Source organism: Nocardia gipuzkoensis, from assembly GCF_021183645.1.
Classification (GTDB): domain Bacteria; phylum Actinomycetota; class Actinomycetes; order Mycobacteriales; family Mycobacteriaceae; genus Nocardia; species Nocardia abscessus.
In genome coordinates this window covers 7,403,840-7,421,106 of sequence record NZ_CP089225.1, presented here as the reverse complement: position 1 = coordinate 7,421,106, position 17,267 = coordinate 7,403,840, and the positions used below count along the sequence as shown (strand labels likewise).

The 17,267-nt window shown below is 70.7% G+C and carries 16 protein-coding genes; 10 read left to right on the top strand and 6 right to left on the bottom strand.

Going from position 1 to position 17,267, the window contains the following annotated elements; genetic code table 11:
• Positions 1 to 392: 392 nt before the first annotated feature.
• The 4 genes from LTT66_RS33770 to LTT66_RS33755 all read left to right on the top strand — a co-directional run bounded on the left by LTT66_RS33770 (position 393) and on the right by LTT66_RS33755 (position 2,725).
• A complete protein-coding gene (locus LTT66_RS33770) occupies positions 393 to 728 on the top strand; it encodes a histone-like nucleoid-structuring protein Lsr2 (RefSeq protein ID WP_043725771.1) in 336 nt (111 codons plus the stop codon).
• Positions 729 to 836: 108 nt separating this feature from the next.
• Positions 837 to 1,853: an iron-containing redox enzyme family protein gene (locus tag LTT66_RS33765; RefSeq protein WP_408638704.1), complete on the top strand. Its 1,017-nt coding sequence runs from the start codon at positions 837 to 839 to the stop codon at positions 1,851 to 1,853.
• 31 nt (positions 1,854 to 1,884) lie between these two features.
• The gene (locus LTT66_RS33760) at positions 1,885 to 2,538 is read left to right on the top strand and encodes a HemK2/MTQ2 family protein methyltransferase (RefSeq protein WP_332909655.1); all 654 of its coding nucleotides are present in this window, start codon (positions 1,885 to 1,887) and stop codon (positions 2,536 to 2,538) included.
• Positions 2,516 to 2,725, top strand: a complete 210-nt coding sequence (locus LTT66_RS33755; RefSeq protein ID WP_181723959.1) for a CDGSH iron-sulfur domain-containing protein — start codon at positions 2,516 to 2,518, stop codon at positions 2,723 to 2,725. The genes LTT66_RS33760 and LTT66_RS33755 overlap by 23 nt, the downstream gene beginning before the upstream one ends.
• Before the next feature lie 7 nt (positions 2,726 to 2,732).
• Here the strand turns inward: LTT66_RS33755 and LTT66_RS33750 are convergent, their stop codons facing one another.
• Complete coding sequence (locus tag LTT66_RS33750; protein WP_233062543.1) at positions 2,733 to 3,221, bottom strand: CinA family protein; 489 nt, start codon at positions 3,219 to 3,221, stop codon at positions 2,733 to 2,735.
• A 136-nt stretch (positions 3,222 to 3,357) separates the two neighbouring features.
• On the opposite strand from LTT66_RS33750, the gene LTT66_RS33745 reads away from it, so the two are divergent.
• Positions 3,358 to 3,858, top strand: coding sequence for a hemerythrin domain-containing protein (locus tag LTT66_RS33745; RefSeq protein ID WP_233062542.1), 501 nt, complete (start codon positions 3,358 to 3,360; stop codon positions 3,856 to 3,858).
• 57 nt (positions 3,859 to 3,915) lie between these two features.
• Here LTT66_RS33745 and LTT66_RS33740 read toward each other — a convergent pair whose 3' ends face one another.
• Both LTT66_RS33740 and LTT66_RS33735 read right to left on the bottom strand, forming a co-directional pair.
• Positions 3,916 to 4,527 carry a flavodoxin family protein gene (locus LTT66_RS33740; protein WP_233062541.1) on the bottom strand — a complete coding sequence of 204 codons (612 nt, stop codon included), beginning with the start codon at positions 4,525 to 4,527 and terminating at the stop codon, positions 3,916 to 3,918.
• A gap of 34 nt (positions 4,528 to 4,561) precedes the next feature.
• Positions 4,562 to 6,025: an aminotransferase class I/II-fold pyridoxal phosphate-dependent enzyme gene (locus LTT66_RS33735; protein WP_233062540.1), complete on the bottom strand. Its 1,464-nt coding sequence runs from the start codon at positions 6,023 to 6,025 to the stop codon at positions 4,562 to 4,564.
• 187 nt (positions 6,026 to 6,212) lie between these two features.
• Between LTT66_RS33735 and LTT66_RS33730 the strand changes: the two genes are divergently transcribed.
• The 5 genes from LTT66_RS33730 (at position 6,213) to LTT66_RS33710 (ending at position 15,433) form a co-directional block, all read left to right on the top strand.
• Positions 6,213 to 7,406 carry a zinc-dependent alcohol dehydrogenase gene (locus LTT66_RS33730; RefSeq protein ID WP_233062539.1) on the top strand — a complete coding sequence of 398 codons (1,194 nt, stop codon included), beginning with the start codon at positions 6,213 to 6,215 and terminating at the stop codon, positions 7,404 to 7,406.
• Positions 7,407 to 7,500: 94 nt separating this feature from the next.
• Complete coding sequence (locus LTT66_RS33725) at positions 7,501 to 12,102, top strand: cation-translocating P-type ATPase (RefSeq protein WP_233062538.1); 4,602 nt, start codon at positions 7,501 to 7,503, stop codon at positions 12,100 to 12,102.
• Positions 12,103 to 12,192: 90 nt separating this feature from the next.
• Positions 12,193 to 13,974: a thiamine pyrophosphate-requiring protein gene (locus LTT66_RS33720; RefSeq protein ID WP_233062537.1), complete on the top strand. Its 1,782-nt coding sequence runs from the start codon at positions 12,193 to 12,195 to the stop codon at positions 13,972 to 13,974.
• A 19-nt stretch (positions 13,975 to 13,993) separates the two neighbouring features.
• Entirely contained in the window at positions 13,994 to 14,554 is a 561-nt protein-coding gene (locus tag LTT66_RS33715; protein ID WP_233062536.1) for a hemerythrin domain-containing protein, read from the top strand.
• Positions 14,555 to 14,593: 39 nt separating this feature from the next.
• Positions 14,594 to 15,433, top strand: coding sequence for an SDR family oxidoreductase (locus LTT66_RS33710; protein ID WP_233062535.1), 840 nt, complete (start codon positions 14,594 to 14,596; stop codon positions 15,431 to 15,433).
• A 66-nt stretch (positions 15,434 to 15,499) separates the two neighbouring features.
• On the opposite strand, the gene LTT66_RS33705 is transcribed toward LTT66_RS33710, so the two are convergent.
• The 3 genes from LTT66_RS33705 to LTT66_RS33695 all read right to left on the bottom strand — a co-directional run bounded on the left by LTT66_RS33705 (position 15,500) and on the right by LTT66_RS33695 (position 17,089).
• Positions 15,500 to 15,730: a DUF6480 family protein gene (locus LTT66_RS33705; RefSeq protein WP_181723949.1), complete on the bottom strand. Its 231-nt coding sequence runs from the start codon at positions 15,728 to 15,730 to the stop codon at positions 15,500 to 15,502.
• Between the two features lie 110 nt (positions 15,731 to 15,840).
• Positions 15,841 to 16,293: an inorganic diphosphatase gene (locus LTT66_RS33700; RefSeq protein WP_233062534.1), complete on the bottom strand. Its 453-nt coding sequence runs from the start codon at positions 16,291 to 16,293 to the stop codon at positions 15,841 to 15,843.
• A 49-nt stretch (positions 16,294 to 16,342) separates the two neighbouring features.
• Positions 16,343 to 17,089, bottom strand: coding sequence for an ABC transporter permease (locus LTT66_RS33695; RefSeq protein ID WP_233069489.1), 747 nt, complete (start codon positions 17,087 to 17,089; stop codon positions 16,343 to 16,345).
• Positions 17,090 to 17,267: the final 178 nt, after the last annotated feature.

The following is a 17,267-nucleotide window of genomic DNA, read 5'->3' as shown; positions in this document are numbered from 1 at the left end:
CTTGCGATTACGTCGGGTGGTCCGAGGCGGCAGGTACTCGGCGCCGACGCATTCGGCGTCCGTGCGGCAGGATTTTCCGAGCGCGCTGGGCTGCCGCCATGGAAGCGTCGAGATCCGGGTGCGGGCCGCGCCGCACCGAGCGTCCGCGCGTCGCCGCGCAACGCCGCCGTCGGAGTACGGCAGGGGCGTTCCGGTAGGTGCCGTTTGCCGGTCGGCCGGTTGCGCGTGCAATATGTGAAGGCTCCACTGTCCCGGCGGTGCACTGTTCGCCGCACGCGTCTCGTGCCGCGGCAGGGACCCCGCTGTTCCCGTGGTGGAACTGATCTGTTATCTACTGGCTACGATTGTTTTTTCGACTGCACGCGCTCGGTAACCGTGAAGGGATTATCTCTATGGCACGCAAGGTCGTCGTGACTCTGGTCGATGACTACGACGGCAAGTCTCAGGCCGAGGAAACTGTGTCTTTCGCCGTGGACGGCGTGGCCTACGAGATGGACTTGTCGGCGGACAATGCCGGTCAGTTGCGCGGATTCTTCGACCAGTGGGTTCCGTACGCCCGCAAAGTCGGTCGCACGCGGCGCGGGCGCGGCGGTGTCCTGCGTTCGGCGAACGATCGGGAGCAGGCCACGGTTATCCGGGAATGGGCGCGCAAAAACGGAATCGACGTCTCGGCGCGCGGCCGGATCTCGGCCGAGGTCGTCGAGGCGTACAAAAAGGCGAACGGGTAGTTCCGGGCGAGTTCCCGCGCCGCCGCGGCGGCGGCGCGGGAGGCGCGCAGGCGGATTCTTTCCGTGCCGGGCCGCGATAACGGCGGCGGACCGGGGTAAGCGACCACTATGACGGTCATGACAGGCGCCCAGACACACGAACTGCCCCAGCCCCGCGGCGAGCTGTCCGAGGCGGTAGTGGAGTTGCTGCGCGGCGAACCGGGCGGTTCGGTCCCGGAGCCGGGTCCGGCGGATCCGTACGGCGAGGATCTGCATCTGGCCCTGCACACCTGCTATGAGCTGCACTATCACGGCTTCGCGGCGGTGGACGCGGGATGGGAATGGGACCCGGGCCTGCTCGGTCTGCGCGCCGCGCTGGAACAGCGGTTCCTGGGGGCGTTGCGCGAGGACGTGCCCGGCGGAGCCGATCTCGACGCCGAACTCGATCAGTTGCTGGTCACTCCCGCCGACCCGGCCGGAGTCAGCCGGTTCCTGCGCGACGAGGGCGAGTGGTGGCAGATGCGCGAGTACTTCGTGCATCGTTCGATCTACCACCACAAGGAGGCCGACCCCTACGCCTGGGTGATCCCGCGCTTGCGCGGACAGGCCAAGGCATCGCTGGTGGCGGTGGAGTTCGACGAGTTCGGAGGTGGACGCGGCGAACGCGTGCACGCGCAGCTGTACGCCGATCTGCTGGTCGGCGCCGGGCTGGATCCGGCGTACCTGCACTATCTGGACGTGGTTCCCGCGCCGATGCTGGCGCTGGTGAACATGATGTCGCTGTTCGGTCTGCACCGGTCGTGGCGCGGGGCGCTGGTGGGCCATTTCGCGACGGTGGAGATCACTTCGCCGCCCGGAGCCCAGCGCATGGTGGAGGCGTTGCGGCGTTTGAACGCCGATCCGGCGTGTGTGCTGTTCTATCGCGAGCACGTCGAAGCCGACGCCGTGCACGAGCAGGTCATGCGGACCGGCGTGATCGGCGACCTGCTGCGGCAGGAACCCGGGCTCACCGAGTCGGTGGCGTTCGGCATCCAGGTGACGAACTTGCTGGAAGACCGATTCGCCGATCATGTGCTGGACGCCTGGCGCGCGGGTCGCAGCTCGTTGCGCGCATCCGGGAGCGGAGCCGTCGGCGCGGACGATTAAGCGGCGTTCAGCGGGTTATCCGCGAAAAGTGATGTTGATTCGACCCCCCGGCGTCTATCCGCCGCAGCTGGACACGTGGTTGCTCGTGCGCGCCCTGTCGGAGGCGGGCGTTCCGCGCGGCGGACATGCCCTGGACGTGTGCACCGGCACCGGCGCCTTGGCCGTGGCCGCCGCGCGAACGGGAGCGACGCGAGTGACCGCGGTGGATGTATCCCGCTCCGCGGTGGTGTCGGCCTGGTTGAACTGCCGGCTGCGCGGCATCGACGCCGAGGTGCTGCGCGGTGATTTCGGCGCGGTACTCGGCGGACGCAGCTTCGACCTCGTGCTGGCCAACCCACCCTATGTCCCCGCTCCCGAAGGCACCGACACCCGCGGTATCGCACGTGCGTGGGACGCCGGGACCGGCGGCAGGACGATACTCGACCAGTTGTGCGCGGCGCTGCCCGCCCTGCTGAAACCACGGGGGGTCGCGTTGATCGTGCATTCGGCACTGTGCGATCCCGATACGACCCTGGACCAGTTGCGCGCGCTGGAGTTGAAGGCCGCCGTCGTGGCACGGGCGACCGTGCCGTTCGGGCCGGTGCTGCGCCGCCGCGCGGGGTGGCTGGAGTCGGCCGGGCTGATCGAGCCCGGCCAGCGTATGGAAGATCTGGTGGTGCTCCGTGCCGACCGCATCCGACAATGAGCAGTGGCGCCGCGTGACGCTCACCGCCGACGGTCCCGCGTTGATCGAGGGCCCGGTGGAGCTGGTCACCGCCGACGGCCGGACGATCCGCTGCGACCGGTTCATGGTGGCGCTGTGCTTGTGCCGGCGCTCGAAGAACTATCCGTTCTGCGACACCAGCCACCGCAAGCATCGCCGTTCGTCATGACCGGCGTTCACGCGGGCGAATGATGCGAGCGCAGTACGCGCGCGGTGTCCAGCAGCGACTCGGTCGCGCAGGCAACGGTCTGGGCGACCACGTCGGACGGGTCGCCGTCGAACCGGCGGTGCCATGCGCGCACGGCGTGCTCGGTGGCGATGGCGAACCAGACCGAGCCCGGCGGTTCGCCGTCCTGCGGATCAGGGCCGCCCGCACCGGTGACCGCCACGGCCACAACCGCGTTCAGCAACTCTCGCACGCCGGTGGCCATCGCTTCGGCCGCGGTCTGCGACACCACCGGCACGTCGGGCACCCCGAGCACGGTGTGCTTGACCTCCGAGCTGTAGGCCACGAGGCCGCCGCGGAACCATTCCGACGAGTTCGACGCCGCCCCCAGCGTGGCCGACAACCGGCCCGAGGTGAGCGATTCGGCGACCGCGACGGTGATCTGCGCGCCCCGCGCCAGTTCGGCCAGTTCGTGTGCGTACTCGTCCGCCTGTGGCATCTGCGTCCTTCCTGCGCTGTCTGCTGCCCACCTTACGGCCCGATACCGGTCCGGCCGCACGGCATCCGGTGGTGTTTCGGCGCCGTGGCGCCGGGAATGTCGGCAACAGACCGGCATCCGAGGCGAGGAGAAAGCGATGACGACCGACGCGATCGTACTGCTGCGCGAGGATCACAAGGCGATCCGGAAGCTGTTCCGCGAGTTCGAGAAGGAGGGGGAGGACGCCGTCGAGCGGAAGGGGGAGGTGGTGAACAAGATCATCGAGGCGCTCACCGTGCACACCTATCTGGAGAACGAGTGCATGTATCCGGAGGTGCGCAAACTCGTTCCCGGGCTCCAGGAGGACATCCTGGAGTCCTACGAGGAGCATCACGTCGCCGATGTGCTGGTTACCGAGCTGGCGATGATGAAGCCCGACGACGAGCACTTCACCGCCAAGGCCACCGTGCTGATCGAGAACGTCGACCACCACATCGATGAGGAAGAGAACGACTGGTTCCCCAAGGTGCGAGAGCAGTTGGGGCGCAAGCAACTTCAGGACATCGGGGCCCGGCTGCAGGAACTACGGAAGAAGGCGCCGACCTCGCCCGCCAAGCCTTCGGCGCTGAAGAAGACGGTCGACGCGGTACTGGCCTGAACGCGGCGACCTCCCGCCGGTGGCCGGCGGGAGGTCGCGGGACCGGTCGCCGCGGAATCACCCCGCGGGCGGGTACTGCTGGGTGTCGAGCACCTTGGCCAGGTGGGCGGCGTTCCTGGCCAGCGCCGCGGTCGCCGAGGCCACCGCCTTGGGCACCGAGTCGAGATCCTGGTAGTCGGTACCGCCCATGGCTTGATCGTTCCAATACGTACAGCCCTGCGCGGGGATGGTGAATCCGATGTCGTTGAGCCCTTGATACAGGTCGGCGACGATCTTGTGCGCGCCGTCCTCGTTGCCGACCACCGCGACGGTGGCCACCTTGCCGACCATCGCCGGCCTGCCCTCGTCGTCGGTTTCGGATAATTCGGCGTCCAATCGTTCCAGCACCCGCTGCGCCACCGAGGACATGTGCCCGACCCAGGTGGGTGTGGCGACCAGCAGGATGTCGGCCGCGGCGATCCGTTCGCGAATCGCAGGCCACTGATCGCCGGGGCCCTCGTCGGCGGTGACTCCGGGCAGCACCTCGTAGTCGACCACGCGCAGTACCGAGCCCTGCACGTCGTGCTGGGCCAGCTCATCGAGCACCTGGCGGGCGATGAGGTCGCTGCTGGACTCGGCGGGTGACTTCTTCAGCGTGCACACGAGGGCGACGGCTGTCGGTCCGGCCATAGGGAAAACCTCCTGATCACAGCATGTTCCGGGCTCAACCTTTTGCCACGACACGGATCGTGCGCAGCTGGGGATCGGTGGCGTCCGGCACGTTCATTCCCGCGTCGAGCCCGGTGCGCAAGTAGTCGACGACCGCCGCGTCGATCCGCTCGCCGGGCACGACCACCGGAATGCCCGGCGGGTACGGCGTGAGCTGCTCGGCGGCGACGCGGCCGACGGCGTCGTGGGCGTCCACCGGCTCGACCGGGCCGAAGAACGCGTCGCGCGGCAGCATCACGGTGTCCAATTGCAGGTCTTGCGGTGAGGGCAGGTGGATGGCGGGCGGCTGGGGATCGGTCAGCTGGTCGCGCCATGCCGCGACGCCGTCGACCAAGGTGTCGACGGTGTCCTTGTCGTCGGCGATCGACAGCGTGGCGAGCACATGGCGGTGGTCGCTGAGTCCCACGTCGAGGCGGCGGTGCTCGCGCAACCAGTCCGCGGCTCGGTAGCCACTGGCTCCGGTGCCGGACACGTCCATGAGCACCTGCAGCCGATCGAGGTCGTGCGAGGCTTCGGCGCCGAGCAGCTCGTCTTCCAGCACTCTGATGCCGGGTATCTCGCCCAGCTGCCGCCTGGCCTGTTGGGCGACTCGCAGCGCCGCGGTGAGCAGTTCGTGTCCCTGCTCGACCATCTGCCTGCGCCAGCCGTCGAGCGCGGCGTAGACCAGGACATTCGGGCTGGTGGTCATCAGCAGGTCGGCGCATTCGCTGAGCCGGATCGGATCGATGAGATCGCCTTGCAGGTGAAACACCGAGCCCTGTTCGAAGCCCGCGCCCATCTTGTGCACACTGACCACGCAGACGTCCGCCCCCGCGTCCATCGCCCAGGTCGGCAGGTCTTCGTGAAACGGCAAGTGCGCGCCCCACGCCTCGTCGACGATGAGGGGCTTGCCACGCTCGTGGCACACGTCGGCGATGGCGGAGATGTCCGCGCAGGTGCCGTAGGGGCTCGGGCTCACGATCAGCGCGCCCGCGGCGTCCGGATACTCCTCCCACGCCTCGCGCACCTGCTGGGGCGAGGGCGGATGCGACAGGTGGTGCTCGGCGTCCCATCGAGGCGTGATCCAGTGCGGCTGGACACCGGAGAAGATGAGACCGGCCACGATCGACTTGTGGCTGTCGCGCGGGATGAGCAGGCCGCCCTCGTGTCCGCCCGCGACCGCCATCATGGCGGCCTTGACCGACAGCGAACTGCCACAGGTGGAGAAGAACGCGGATTCCGCGCGCACCGCGTCGGCCATCAGCGCCTCGGCGCGGGTGAGATAGCCGCCGCGCGCGAGCCGGTCGTCCAGGCCGGCGATCGCCAGCACATCGGCGGCGAACGCGTCGCGGCCGATGACGTCCAGGACGCGTTCGTCGGTCCCGCGTCCTTGCCGATGTCCGGGCGGAGTGAAGCCGTACCGGCCCAGCCGGTGATAGTCGGCAAGCGCTTCCAGCAGAGGAGCTCGTGTATGGTCCACGGCTTCCGCCTACCCGAAATCGGCCGCGGCACACGTCCGGCGTGCAGGCCGGTGACGCACGCGGCGAATGCGGGCCCCGCGGGCCCGGCGTCTACCCTGCCGCCGGTCGGGCATACGCCGCCGAAGTTTCGGGCGGAGGTCCCCGGGTAGGACCGGGACGTATCGACCCCGACCCGAGGAGTGCCGGATGAAGGCAGTGACTTGGCAAGGACGACGCAAGATCGCCGTCGAGACGGTGCCCGACCCGCGGATCGAGGCCCCGACGGACGCGATCATCGAGGTCACCTCCACCGGCATCTGCGGATCCGACCTGCATCTGTACGAAGTGCTCGGCGCGTACATGAGCAGCGGCGACGTGCTCGGCCACGAACCGATGGGACGGGTGGTGGAGACCGGTTCGGCCGTCACGGACCTGGCCCGCGGCGACCGCGTCGTGATCCCGTTCCAGATCAGCTGCGGCTCTTGCTACATGTGCCGGACCGGCCTGCCCACCCAGTGCGAGACCACCCAGGTCCGCAAGTACGGCTGCGGGGCGGCGCTGTTCGGCTATTCGAAGCTCTACGGGCAGGTGCCCGGCGGCCAAGCGGAGTATCTGCGCGTGCCGCATGCGGACGCCACCCACGTCAAGGTGCCGGACGGCCCGCCCGATTCGCGGTTCTTGTACTTGTCCGACGTGCTGCCCACCGCCTGGCAGGCGGTGGAGTACGCCGCGGTGCCGGACGGCGGATCGGTGACCGTGCTCGGCCTCGGCCCGATCGGGGACATGGCCTGCCGGGTCGCGGCCCATCGCGGCTATCGCGTGATCGGCGTCGACCGGGTGCCCGAGCGGCTGGCACGGGCGGCCGAGCGCGGCGTCGAGGTGATCGACCTGGAGTCGGTCGACGAGCCGGTCGGCGACATCATCCGCGGCTGGACCGACGGCCGGGGCACCGACTCGGTCATCGACGCGGTCGGGATGGAGGCCCACGGCTCGCCCATCGCCTCGGTGGCGCAGCGCTCGGCGGCGTTCCTGCCGGATGCGGTGGCGCAGAAGGTGATGGATACCGCGGGCATCGATCGGCTCGCGGCGCTGCACTCCGCGATCGACATCGTGCGTCGCGGTGGCACGATCTCGCTGATCGGCGTCTACGGCGGCATGCTCGACCCGCTGCCGATGCGGGTGCTGTTCGACAAGCAGATCCAGGTGCGGATGGGTCAGGCGAACGTCAAACGGTGGGTCGGCGACATCATGCCGCTGCTGCGCGACGGCGACCCGCTGGGTGTGGAGTCCTTCGCGACCCACCGCCTGCCGCTGGCCGACGCCGCGCGGGCCTACGCCATGTTCCAGCAGAAAACCGACGGTGCGGTGAAGATCGTCCTCGACCCGACCGCCACGAACTGACCGGGGCAGCGGGTCCGCACCGGACCCGGCCGCGGTCGTCCGCGACCGCAGGCGGTCCGGTTTGCTCTGTCCGCGCCTGGGTAGCTCGCCGGGTATGAGCTTTTTACTACGCGGAGTCGTCTCACCGTGGTGGCTCGAAGCGCCGACCTCCGTCGCGGCGGAGATGGCCCGCGCGGGTGTGGAGAAGGCCGTCGATCTGGGGACCAAAGCGGCGCAGGCGCCGGTGCAGATGGTGGCCGCGGGCGCGCGAGCGGGTGCGTCGCTGCTGAATCTGCGCCGCGACGAGGAGTTGCGCGACGAACTGGCGGCACTGGTCGATCCGCATGCGCTGCGTTCCCGCCGCCGGGTCGCGCTGTACGAGGACCGCGCCACGGTCGAGGTCCGGGGTTTGGACTCCGGCAAGAGCGGCGATGTCACGCAGGCGCTGCACCAGATTCTGGACAAGCGCCGCGATGTGCGCTGGTGGCGGGTCAACGCGGTGACCGGCCGGGTCGTCGCGGCGCTCGCGCACGGCGCGGCCGACCTGCCCGCCTTGGTCGCGGCCATCGAGTCCGTCGAGGCCGACACCGCGGTGGGCGACCTGGACTGGAGCCGCGGCTGCGAGCATCCCGGGGACCGGGAACCGCTGCTGGCGGCCGGAATCCAGGTCGCGGGCGACGTGTGCGCGATCGGACTGTCCACGGTGAGCGCGGTGCTTCCGCTGCGTGCGCCCGCCCGGGTCCTGCGCGCGGCGGCCGCCTTCGTCGACACCCAGCCCCGGCTGCGTAAACAGCTCGAGGAACAGCTCGGCCGGACACGGACCGACTTGGTGCTCACCACCGCCAACGCCATCGGCAACGCCCTGGGCAACAGCGCCGCCGCGGGGACGGCGAACCTCCTGATCGACGCGGTGCACCGCGGTTTCACCCTGACCGAGTCGCTGACCAGATACGCGCAATGGCGCAACTGGGAGGCCGAGATCGACCGCCGCCCCGCGGAAGTGCGCGAACCGCTGACGCCGCCCACCCGCATCGTGGAGATGCCGCAGGGACCGATCGAACGGGTCGCCGACGAAACGGCCGTGGGCGCCCTCGCGGGCGCGGTCACCTCGGTACTGGGCGGCCGTGGCCTTTTCGGCGCGGCCGACGCGTTGGAGCTCGGCGCGCCCAAGGCGGCGCGGGCGAGCCGGGAGGCCTACGGCGCCATCGTCTCGACGGTGCTGGGCCGCGCGGGAGTGCTGACGATCCACCCGAGAGTATGGCGGCGGCTGGACCGATTGTCGGCACTGGTCGTCGACGGAGAGTCGCTGCTGACCTCGCGCCGGGTGGTGCTGGAAGCCCAATCGACCGACGAGAAATGGTCGCTCGCCGAGGTGTGGAGCGCCGGCCAGCGCCTGCTATGGGATCAGGAGACCGCCGCAGGCCCGGAGGGCGACTTCCGGTCCAACGGCCACGCCCGGTCATCCGACGGCCGGCGGCGGCTGGTGCACCCCGCGACCGGCAAGGTCGATCAGGGTGGGACGCGCCGCCCGGTATGGCGGGAACTGCACGACAACGGGACACCGGTCGGGCGAGTGCTGGTCGGACGCGAACTCGACCGGCGAGCGCACGCCGTCCTGGGCCGGGCCCGCAGCGCGGGCCTGCGCATCACCCTCGTCGCGGGCGAGGACGCCGCCGAGTTGCGGTCGCTGGCGGACGAATGCGTCTCCCCGTCGCGGTCGCTGAGCAAGCTGGTGCGCACCTTGCAGCAAGACGGTCACGTCGTCGCCGTGCTGAGTCCCCGCGCGCACAAGGCACTGGCGTTCGCCGATGTGGCGGTCGGGCTCGCCACCCGGGAGGACAACGCGCTGCAGATACCCTGGACCGCCGACGCGGTCTGCCGCGACCTCGGCCAGGTGCACCGGGTGCTGGCCGCCGTGGCCCCGGCGCGTCAGGTGAGTGAACGCGGCCGCTCGCTGGCCCTGTCCGCGGCTGCGCTGGGCGGGCTGCTGCTGGCCGTCGCGCCGGGCAGCGCAGGCAGGTCCTCACCCATGACCGCCGCCCACTACACCGGTCTGCTCAGCGGCGCCTACACCGGCTGGCGTTCGGCACGGACGCCGCCACCGGTCACGCTCGCCCCGCTGCTGCCCTGGCACGCCCTCGAACCCGACGAGGTGCTGAGCCGGTTGCCCGAGCCCGTCGCGCTGGACGAGCGAGCCCAGCCCAGTGCCGCCGCCCGCATCCCAGGGGCGAACGTCATCGCCTCGGCGGCGTCGTTCGCGGGCCAACTGCGCCGCGAACTGGCCGACCCGCTGACCCCGATCCTCGGGGTCGGCGCGGTCGCCACCGCCGTGCTCGGCGCGCCGTCGGACGCGGTGCTGCTGTCGTCGGTGCTCGCGGTCAACGCGCTGGTCTCCGCCTGGCAGCGCCAGCGCGCCGAGGACGCGCTGCACCGTTTGTTCGAGCGCGAACGGCTCACCGCCCGGGTGATCGATCGCACCGAACTCGACGCGGGTGAACCGGACGAGCGCCGGGTGCCTGCGAACCTGCTGACGCTCGGCGACGTGATCGTGCTGCGCGCCGGGGACGTGGTCCCCGCCGACGCACGGCTGCTGCGCGCCGACGACCTCGAGATGGACGAATCCGGGCTCACCGGCGAGTCGATCACCGTCGAGAAGGAGGTTCCCGCCACCCCGGGCGCGTCGGTCGCCGACCGCGCCTGCATGGTCTTCGACGGCAGCACCGTGGTCAACGGCACCGGCCGGGCCGTCGTCGTGGCCGTCGGCTCCGACACCCAGGCCGGCCGCGCCGCCGCCGGGGCCATCCCGCCGGAGAAAGGCGGCGTGCAAGCGCAGTTGCGCCGCTTGACCGACCGCGCCCTGCCGCTGACCTTGACCGGCGGCGGTGTCGTGACCGGGCTCGGCCTGCTGCGTGGCAGGCCGCTGCGGACCGCGATCGCCGACGGTGTGGCGGTCGCGGTCGCCGCGGTGCCCGAGGGACTGCCGCTGGTGGCCACCGTCGCTCAGCTCGCCGCCGCTCGCAGGCTCTCCCGGCACGGTGTGCTGGTGCGCGCCAGCCGTACCGTGGAGGCGCTGGGCCGGGTGGACACCCTGTGCTTCGACAAGACCGGCACCCTCACCGAGGGGCGGCTGCGCCTGACCACCCTGGCCGGCCTGGACGCGCAGTGGTCGCCGGACGCCGACTCCGAGGACGCCCACCGGCTCCTGCGGGCCGCGGCTCGCGCCTGCCCCGATCCCGCCGAGGGCCCGATCGTGCACGCCACCGACCGTGCGGTGCTGGATGCCGCGGACGAGGTGCTCGGTGACGACGTCCGCCACTGGGACCCGATCGAGGAGATCCCCTTCGAATCCAACCGCGGCTACGCCGCCACGCTCGGGCACACCGCCGACAAGCTGCGGCTGATCGTGAAGGGCGCGCCCGAGGTCGTGCTGTCGCGCTGCACCAAGGTGCGGTCGAACGACACCGATCATCCCTTCGACGACCAGGTGCGTGAGCGCGCCGAACGGGCGGTGCGCGATCTCGCCGAGCAGGGCCTGCGGGTGCTGGTGGTGGCCCGCCGCGACCTGCGCGCCGAACCCGACGACGTCGAGGCGGCGGTCGTCGAACTCACCCTGCTCGGGTTCCTCGGACTCGCCGACGCTCCGCGCCCGCAAACATTGCCCCTGGTCACCGCGTTGCAGCGGAACGGGATCAGCGTGCGCATGATCACCGGCGACCATCCGGTGACCGCGGCGGCGGTGGCCCGCCAGCTCGGCATCGAGGCGCGGGAAGTGGTGACCGGCGCGGATCTGGACGGTCTCGACGAGACCGCGCAGGCGGAGCTGATCGAACACGGCACGGTCTTCGCCCGCGTCGATCCGGAACAGAAGGTGCGCATCGTCGCGGCGCTGCGCCGCGCCGGTCACGTCGTCGGCATGACCGGCGACGGCAGCAACGACGCGGCCGCGATCCGCACCGCCGACGTCGGAATCGGTTTGGCCGCACAGGGTTCGGTCGCCGCCCGCAACGCCGCCGACATGGTGCTCACCCGGCCCGACCCGCTGGTACTGCTGCACGCCCTCGTCGAAGGGCGCGGCATGTGGCAGCGGGTCACCGACGCCGTCGGCGTACTGGTCGGCGGCAACGCGGGCGAAGTGGCGTTCACCCTGTACGGCACCGCCGTCAGCGGCCAGGCGCCGCTGGGTACCAGGCAGTTCCTGCTGGTGAACATGCTCACCGACATGTTCCCGGCGATGGCGCTGGCACTGGCGCGGGACGGCGACGCGGTCGATCCCGACGACACCGACGATCCGCAGTCGCAGGCGCAGCGGGCGGCCGAACGGCTCGCCGAACTCCCGCGGGCGCACCTGGGCACGGACCTGCTGCGCACCCTCGGCGTCCGCGGCGTCGCCACCGCCACCAGCGCGTCGGTCGCCTGGACCCTCGGCCGGATGACCGGCACCCAGCGCCGCGCCGCCACCATCGGCTTGGTCGCGCTCATCGGCACGCAACTCGGCCAGACCCTGGTCTCCGGCTACCGCAGCCCCCTGGTGTGGATCACCACGGCCGCCAGCGGCGCGGTGCTCGGCGCGGTGGTGATGACGCCGGGGCTGTGCACCTACTTCGGTTGCCGCCCGCTGGATCCGGTCGGGTGGGGGATCGCGACCACGTGTTCGGTGACCGCCACCGCGGCCGCGGCGCTGCTTCCCGGGTTGCTGTCCCAGCCGGCCACCCCCTAGGGGCGGCGGCAGGCGCTGATTGGGGTCCGACCGCCCGGGTACCCGCCTGGCGACGGACCCTGCCACCGGCACATGGACAGGAGGAACCCGATGGCTCAACAGGTCGGCGACTACGTGGTGCAGCGTCTGCGGGAATGGGGCGTCGAGCAGGTCTTCGGCTATCCCGGTGACGGGATCAACGGCCTGATCGCCGCTTTCGGCCGCGCGGACGACAAGCCGGCGTTCATCCAAGCCCGCCACGAGGAGATGTCGGCGTTCCAGGCCACCGGATACGCCAAGTTCAGCGGCAAGGTGGGCGTGTGCACCGCGACCTCGGGGCCGGGGGCGATCCATCTGCTCAACGGTTTGTACGACGCGAAGCTCGACCACGTCCCGGTGGTGGCGATCGTCGGGCAGACCGCGCGCAGCGCGATGGGCGGCAGCTACCAGCAGGAAGTCGATCTGCAGAGCCTGTTCAAAGACGTCGCCTCGGACTACCTGGTCGAGGTGAACGTGGCAAGCCAGTTGCCCAACGCGCTGGACCGCGCCTTCCGGGTCGCGGCCGCCCGACGGGCCCCGACCGCCGTGATCGTGCCTGCGGATCTGCAAGAGGAGCAGTACCGGCCACCGCAGCACGCGTTCAAGCAGGTGCCGTCGAGCCCGCCCGGATCGGCTTGGGCGCGAGTGATTCCCGCGCACGAAGACATCCGGCGCGCGGCGGAGGTGCTCGACGCCGGATCGAAGGTCGCGATCCTGATCGGGCAGGGCGCCCGCTCGGCCGCCGAGGAAGTCGTCGAGCTGGCCGAGCGCACCGGCGCGGGCGTGGCGAAGGCGCTGCTGGGCAAGGACGTCCTGCCCGACGATCTGCCTTTCGTCACCGGCGCGATCGGATTGCTCGGCACCAGGCCCAGTTACGAGCTCATGCGTGACTGCGACACGCTGTTGATCGTCGGATCGAACTTCCCCTACAGCCAATTCCTGCCCGAGTTCGGGCAGGCGCGCGCGGTGCAGATCGACATCGACGGCACCATGATCGGCATGCGGTACCCGACCGAGGTGAACCTGGTCGGCGACGCGAGATCCACTTTGGCCGAATTGATTCCGCTGGTGCGGCGCAAGGACGACCGCACATGGCGGGAACGGATCGAGAAGAACGTCGCCCGCTGGTGGCAGACCGTCGAACGCCAATGCCTGCTGGACGCCGAACCGGTCAACCCCATGCGGGTGGTCTGGGAGCTGTCCGAGCGCATCCCCGACGACGCCATCGTCACCGCGGATTCCGGGTCCTCCACCAACTGGTATGCCCGCTGCCTGCGCTTGCGCGGCCGGATGCGCGGGTCGCTGTCGGGCACACTGGCCACCATGGGCCCCGGCGTGCCCTACGCCATCGGAGCGAAGTTCGCCCACCCGGACCGTCCGGTGATCGCGCTGGTCGGCGACGGCGCCATGCAGATGAACGGCCTCGCCGAACTGCTCACCATCGCCCGCTACCGCCCGCGCTGGAGCGACCCGCGCCTGGTCGTGTGCGTCTTCCACAACAACGACCTCAACCAGGTCACCTGGGAGCTGCGCGCCATGGGCGGCGCCCCGAAATTCGAGGAATCACAAACCCTGCCCGACGTCTCCTATGCCGAGTTCGCGCGCACTGCGGGCCTGGCGGGGATCACCGTGCGGACACCCGAGGAACTCGGCCCGGCCTGGGACCGCGCCCTGCACGCCGACGGCCCCGTGCTGCTGGACGTGCACTGCGACCCCGACGTGCCGCCCATTCCGCCGCACGCGACCTGGGACCAGATGAAGGACACCGCCGAAGCCGTGTTGCGCGGCGACCCGGACGCGTGGCACCTCATCGCGCAGGGCGCCAAAACCAAAGTCCAGGAGTTCATTCCGTAGCGACAGAAACGAGTGTGCGATGACCGATCAGGATGTCGTCGAACTGCTGACCGCCCAGCACGAGGAGATCTTCGCGCTGCTGGCGCGACTGAAGGCAGGCAACGGCACGAAGCAGGAGCTGTTCACCGAGCTGGTGCGGTTGCTGGCCGTGCACGAAAGCGCCGAGGAGGAGGTCGTGCACCCCGTCGCCGGGCGAGCCCGCTTCGGTGCCGACGCCGACATCGTGCAGCCGCGGCTGGAGGAGGAGAACGCCGCCAAACGCGCCCTGGCGGACCTGTACGACCTCGGGGTGGACCATCCCGATTTCGACACCGAACTCGCGAAGTTCGCCGACGCCGTGGCCGAGCACGCCGCGCACGAGGAAACCGAAGAGTTCACCCTGCTGCGCGCGCAGTTCCCGACCAGTCAGTTGCGGCGGATGGCGGGCTCGGTGCGCGCCGCCGAGGCCGTGGCGCCCACCCGCCCGCACCCGCACGCGGGGGAGTCCGCGGCCGCGAACCTCCTGGCCGGACCGCCGTTGGCGCTGTTCGACCGGGCCCGCGACGCGGTGCGCGACTGGCGGCAGAAGCAGGACATGTGAAGCACCCGTAACCCCGAAGCGGAGAAGGAGGAGCCCGACATGGGGTTTCCCGACCAGCAGCAGAACGTTCCCGGTGTCCAGGCCAAGATGACCCCGGTGCCGGACTGTGGCGAGGACAGCTACCGCGGGTCCGGCAAACTGACCGGCAAGGCCGCGGTCGTCACCGGCGCCGACAGCGGCATCGGACGGGCGGTGGCGATCGCCTACGCGCGCGAAGGCGCGGACGTGTTGATCTCCTACCTCGACGAGGACGACGACGCGAAGGAAGTCGCCGACCTGGTGACGGCGGCCGGCCGCAAAGCGGTGCTCGTGCCGGGCGACCTGTCCGAGGCCGCCCACTGCCGCGCCGTGATCGATCGGGCGGTGCGGGAATTCGGGAAAGTCGACGTGCTGGTGAGCAACGCGGCCTACCAGATGACGCACGAGACTTTGGAGGAGATCAGTGACGAGGAATTCGAGCACACCGTCAAACTGAACATCAACGCCTACTTCTACCTGGTGAAAGCGGCGCTGCCGCACATGCCCCCGGGGTCATCGATCATCGGCAGCTCCTCGGTGAACTCCGATATGCCCTCGCCCACCCTGGCGCCGTACGCGGCGACGAAAGCCGCCATCGCCAACTTCTCCGCCAGCCTCGCGCAATTGCTGGGCGAGCGGGGAATCCGGGTCAACAGCGTCGCGCCCGGGCCGATCTGGACGCCTTTGATCCCCTCCACCATGCCCGTCGAGAAGGTCACCCACTTCGGTGACGACACGCCGTTGGGCCGTGCCGGTCAGCCCGCCGAACTGGCCTCCACCTACGTGCTGCTGGCCTCCGAGGACGGCAGCTACATCTCCGGCGCCCGCATCGCGGTCACCGGCGGCCGGCCGATTCTGTGACCTTCCGGGCGCGACCACCCGCGCGGTCGGCCGTTGTCTGATCGGCCGGCCGCCAGCGGGGGCAGGTCACAGCATCGACACCACGATCCCGACCGCCGCGGCGACGAACAGCAGGATCACCACCGCCACGATGAGCATCGCCATGATCCCGGTGACCGGGAAATGGTGTCTGGTGCTCGGCTCCGGCGCCGACAGCCCAGAGGTCTGGGGTGTGTCCGGCGGGGTAGCGCCCGGCGGCACCCCGCCGCCCGGCTCCAGATCAGGGGTTTTCGCCGGATCGGGATCCATCGCGCTCATAACCGCTCCCTACTCGCCGTCGTTTCCTGGTACCTCGGGTGCGCCGGGCCGCTTGCCGGTCCTCTTGCGATACAGGATCACCGCGCCGACCAGCACCGCGAGTGCGAGAATCACCAACAGTTCCATGGCAGGGGCCTACCCGCTATCCGCGCGCCCAATCGGCGCGGCCGCGCGGCCTGCCGGTCACTGCCGGGCGATGACGTAGTGACCGGGGTCTCCTGGAACGCGACGGCGTCGGCGATCGCCGCGTCGTCCGGGACGGGGCTGCCGGTCGGGACGACGATCAGCTTGTCGTCATCGTCGTAGCGGCGGTGGATGATCCCGACGCACAGTCCGCGCGCCCACGGTATCGGCTCGGGCGGTCCGAGATAGTAGCCGTCGAGTTCCTCGCCGTCGGGTGCGCGGGTGACCGGAACGTAGCCGTAGTTGAGCAGGTACCGGAATCCGCACCGCGGGTGACGGCTCCCGTAGGGACGGTCGACGACGAGATCCACTGTCCGGCCGAGGAACAGGCGCGCCAGGCGCAGCGACTCGGAGTCCTCGAGCTCCACCAGATCGGGCATCGTCCCAGGCTACGGCGGCGTCGATCGCACCGGCACGGTCGACGGGGGATCACCGGGGCGAACCGTGCACGCGGCTCGGGGAGGGGCGGTCGGCCCGCGCCGCGGTGGCGAGGCGATGCACCCTCCTGCGGGCGACGAGTTCGATGGTGACCGCCACAGCGCAGGACTGCGCCAGCAGCAACCCGGTCAGCACCATGACCTGCACCGCGGCGGCCTGTGCCGCGGAACCGGTCGCGAGCAGAACGCCGACGAAGGCCCCCGGCAGGGTCACCAGCCCCACCGTGCGGGTCTGGTCGACGCCCGGTAGCAGCGCGTCGGCGGCCGTGGGCCGGATGATCTCCAGGCGCGCGTCGCGCTCGCTGAACCCGAGACCGAGCGCGGCTTCCACCTCGCCCCATCGCTGCTCGATCGCGTCCAGGGCGCGCCGCGCCGCGAGCGAGGTCGCCGTCATCGTGCCGCCGAGAACGATGCCGCCGATCGGCACCAGCGCCACGCCGGTGAGCGGCACGACGCCGCTGAGCAGCAGCAGGGGCAGCACCACACCGAGGCCCGAGCCCAGCGCCGCAGTCAGCCACAGCGCCGAGCGCCCCGCGCGGGCCCGCCGCGCCGCGGTCGCCACCGCCGCGCCGAACATCACCGCCAGCACCAGGAAAGACGACCACAGCTGCGCCAGCGCGGCGGTCAGGATCAGCGCCACCGCCGCGAGCTGGGCCGCGCCCCGCACGGCCGCGCCCGGCGCCACCGACACCCGCCCCAGCCCGGCCACCCGGTACACCGCCGCCGCACCCACGACCATGACCGTGCACAGCACCACCAACCCCGCCCCGGGCGTTATGGCCGTAGTCACCCGAGCACTCTCTCACGCCTCGCACGTGCCCGTGCTCACCCTGCTCCGGCTGCGCAAAGGAATCCCGTCGGCCGGAATCGACCGGTCGATTCGCGCACCACGGGGGCATTGCGTGTGGGCGCGGCCT

Coding starts and splice junctions, on each gene's coding strand:
- LTT66_RS33740 (WP_233062541.1), bottom strand. CDS start 4,527: ATGGCCGGACCGACAGCCGTCGCCCTCGTGTGCACGCTGAAGAAGTCA.
- LTT66_RS33695 (WP_233069489.1), bottom strand. CDS start 17,089: ATGGTCGTGGGTGCGGCGGCGGTGTACCGGGTGGCCGGGCTGGGGCGG.
- LTT66_RS33720 (WP_233062537.1), top strand. CDS start 12,193: ATGGCTCAACAGGTCGGCGACTACGTGGTGCAGCGTCTGCGGGAATGG.
- LTT66_RS33710 (WP_233062535.1), top strand. CDS start 14,594: ATGGGGTTTCCCGACCAGCAGCAGAACGTTCCCGGTGTCCAGGCCAAG.
- LTT66_RS33745 (WP_233062542.1), top strand. CDS start 3,358: ATGACGACCGACGCGATCGTACTGCTGCGCGAGGATCACAAGGCGATC.
- LTT66_RS33760 (WP_332909655.1), top strand. CDS start 1,885: ATGTTGATTCGACCCCCCGGCGTCTATCCGCCGCAGCTGGACACGTGG.
- LTT66_RS33750 (WP_233062543.1), bottom strand. CDS start 3,221: ATGCCACAGGCGGACGAGTACGCACACGAACTGGCCGAACTGGCGCGG.
- LTT66_RS33765 (WP_408638704.1), top strand. CDS start 837: ATGACGGTCATGACAGGCGCCCAGACACACGAACTGCCCCAGCCCCGC.
- LTT66_RS33730 (WP_233062539.1), top strand. CDS start 6,213: ATGAAGGCAGTGACTTGGCAAGGACGACGCAAGATCGCCGTCGAGACG.
- LTT66_RS33700 (WP_233062534.1), bottom strand. CDS start 16,293: ATGCCCGATCTGGTGGAGCTCGAGGACTCCGAGTCGCTGCGCCTGGCG.
- LTT66_RS33770 (WP_043725771.1), top strand. CDS start 393: ATGGCACGCAAGGTCGTCGTGACTCTGGTCGATGACTACGACGGCAAG.
- LTT66_RS33715 (WP_233062536.1), top strand. CDS start 13,994: ATGACCGATCAGGATGTCGTCGAACTGCTGACCGCCCAGCACGAGGAG.
- LTT66_RS33725 (WP_233062538.1), top strand. CDS start 7,501: ATGAGCTTTTTACTACGCGGAGTCGTCTCACCGTGGTGGCTCGAAGCG.
- LTT66_RS33705 (WP_181723949.1), bottom strand. CDS start 15,730: ATGAGCGCGATGGATCCCGATCCGGCGAAAACCCCTGATCTGGAGCCG.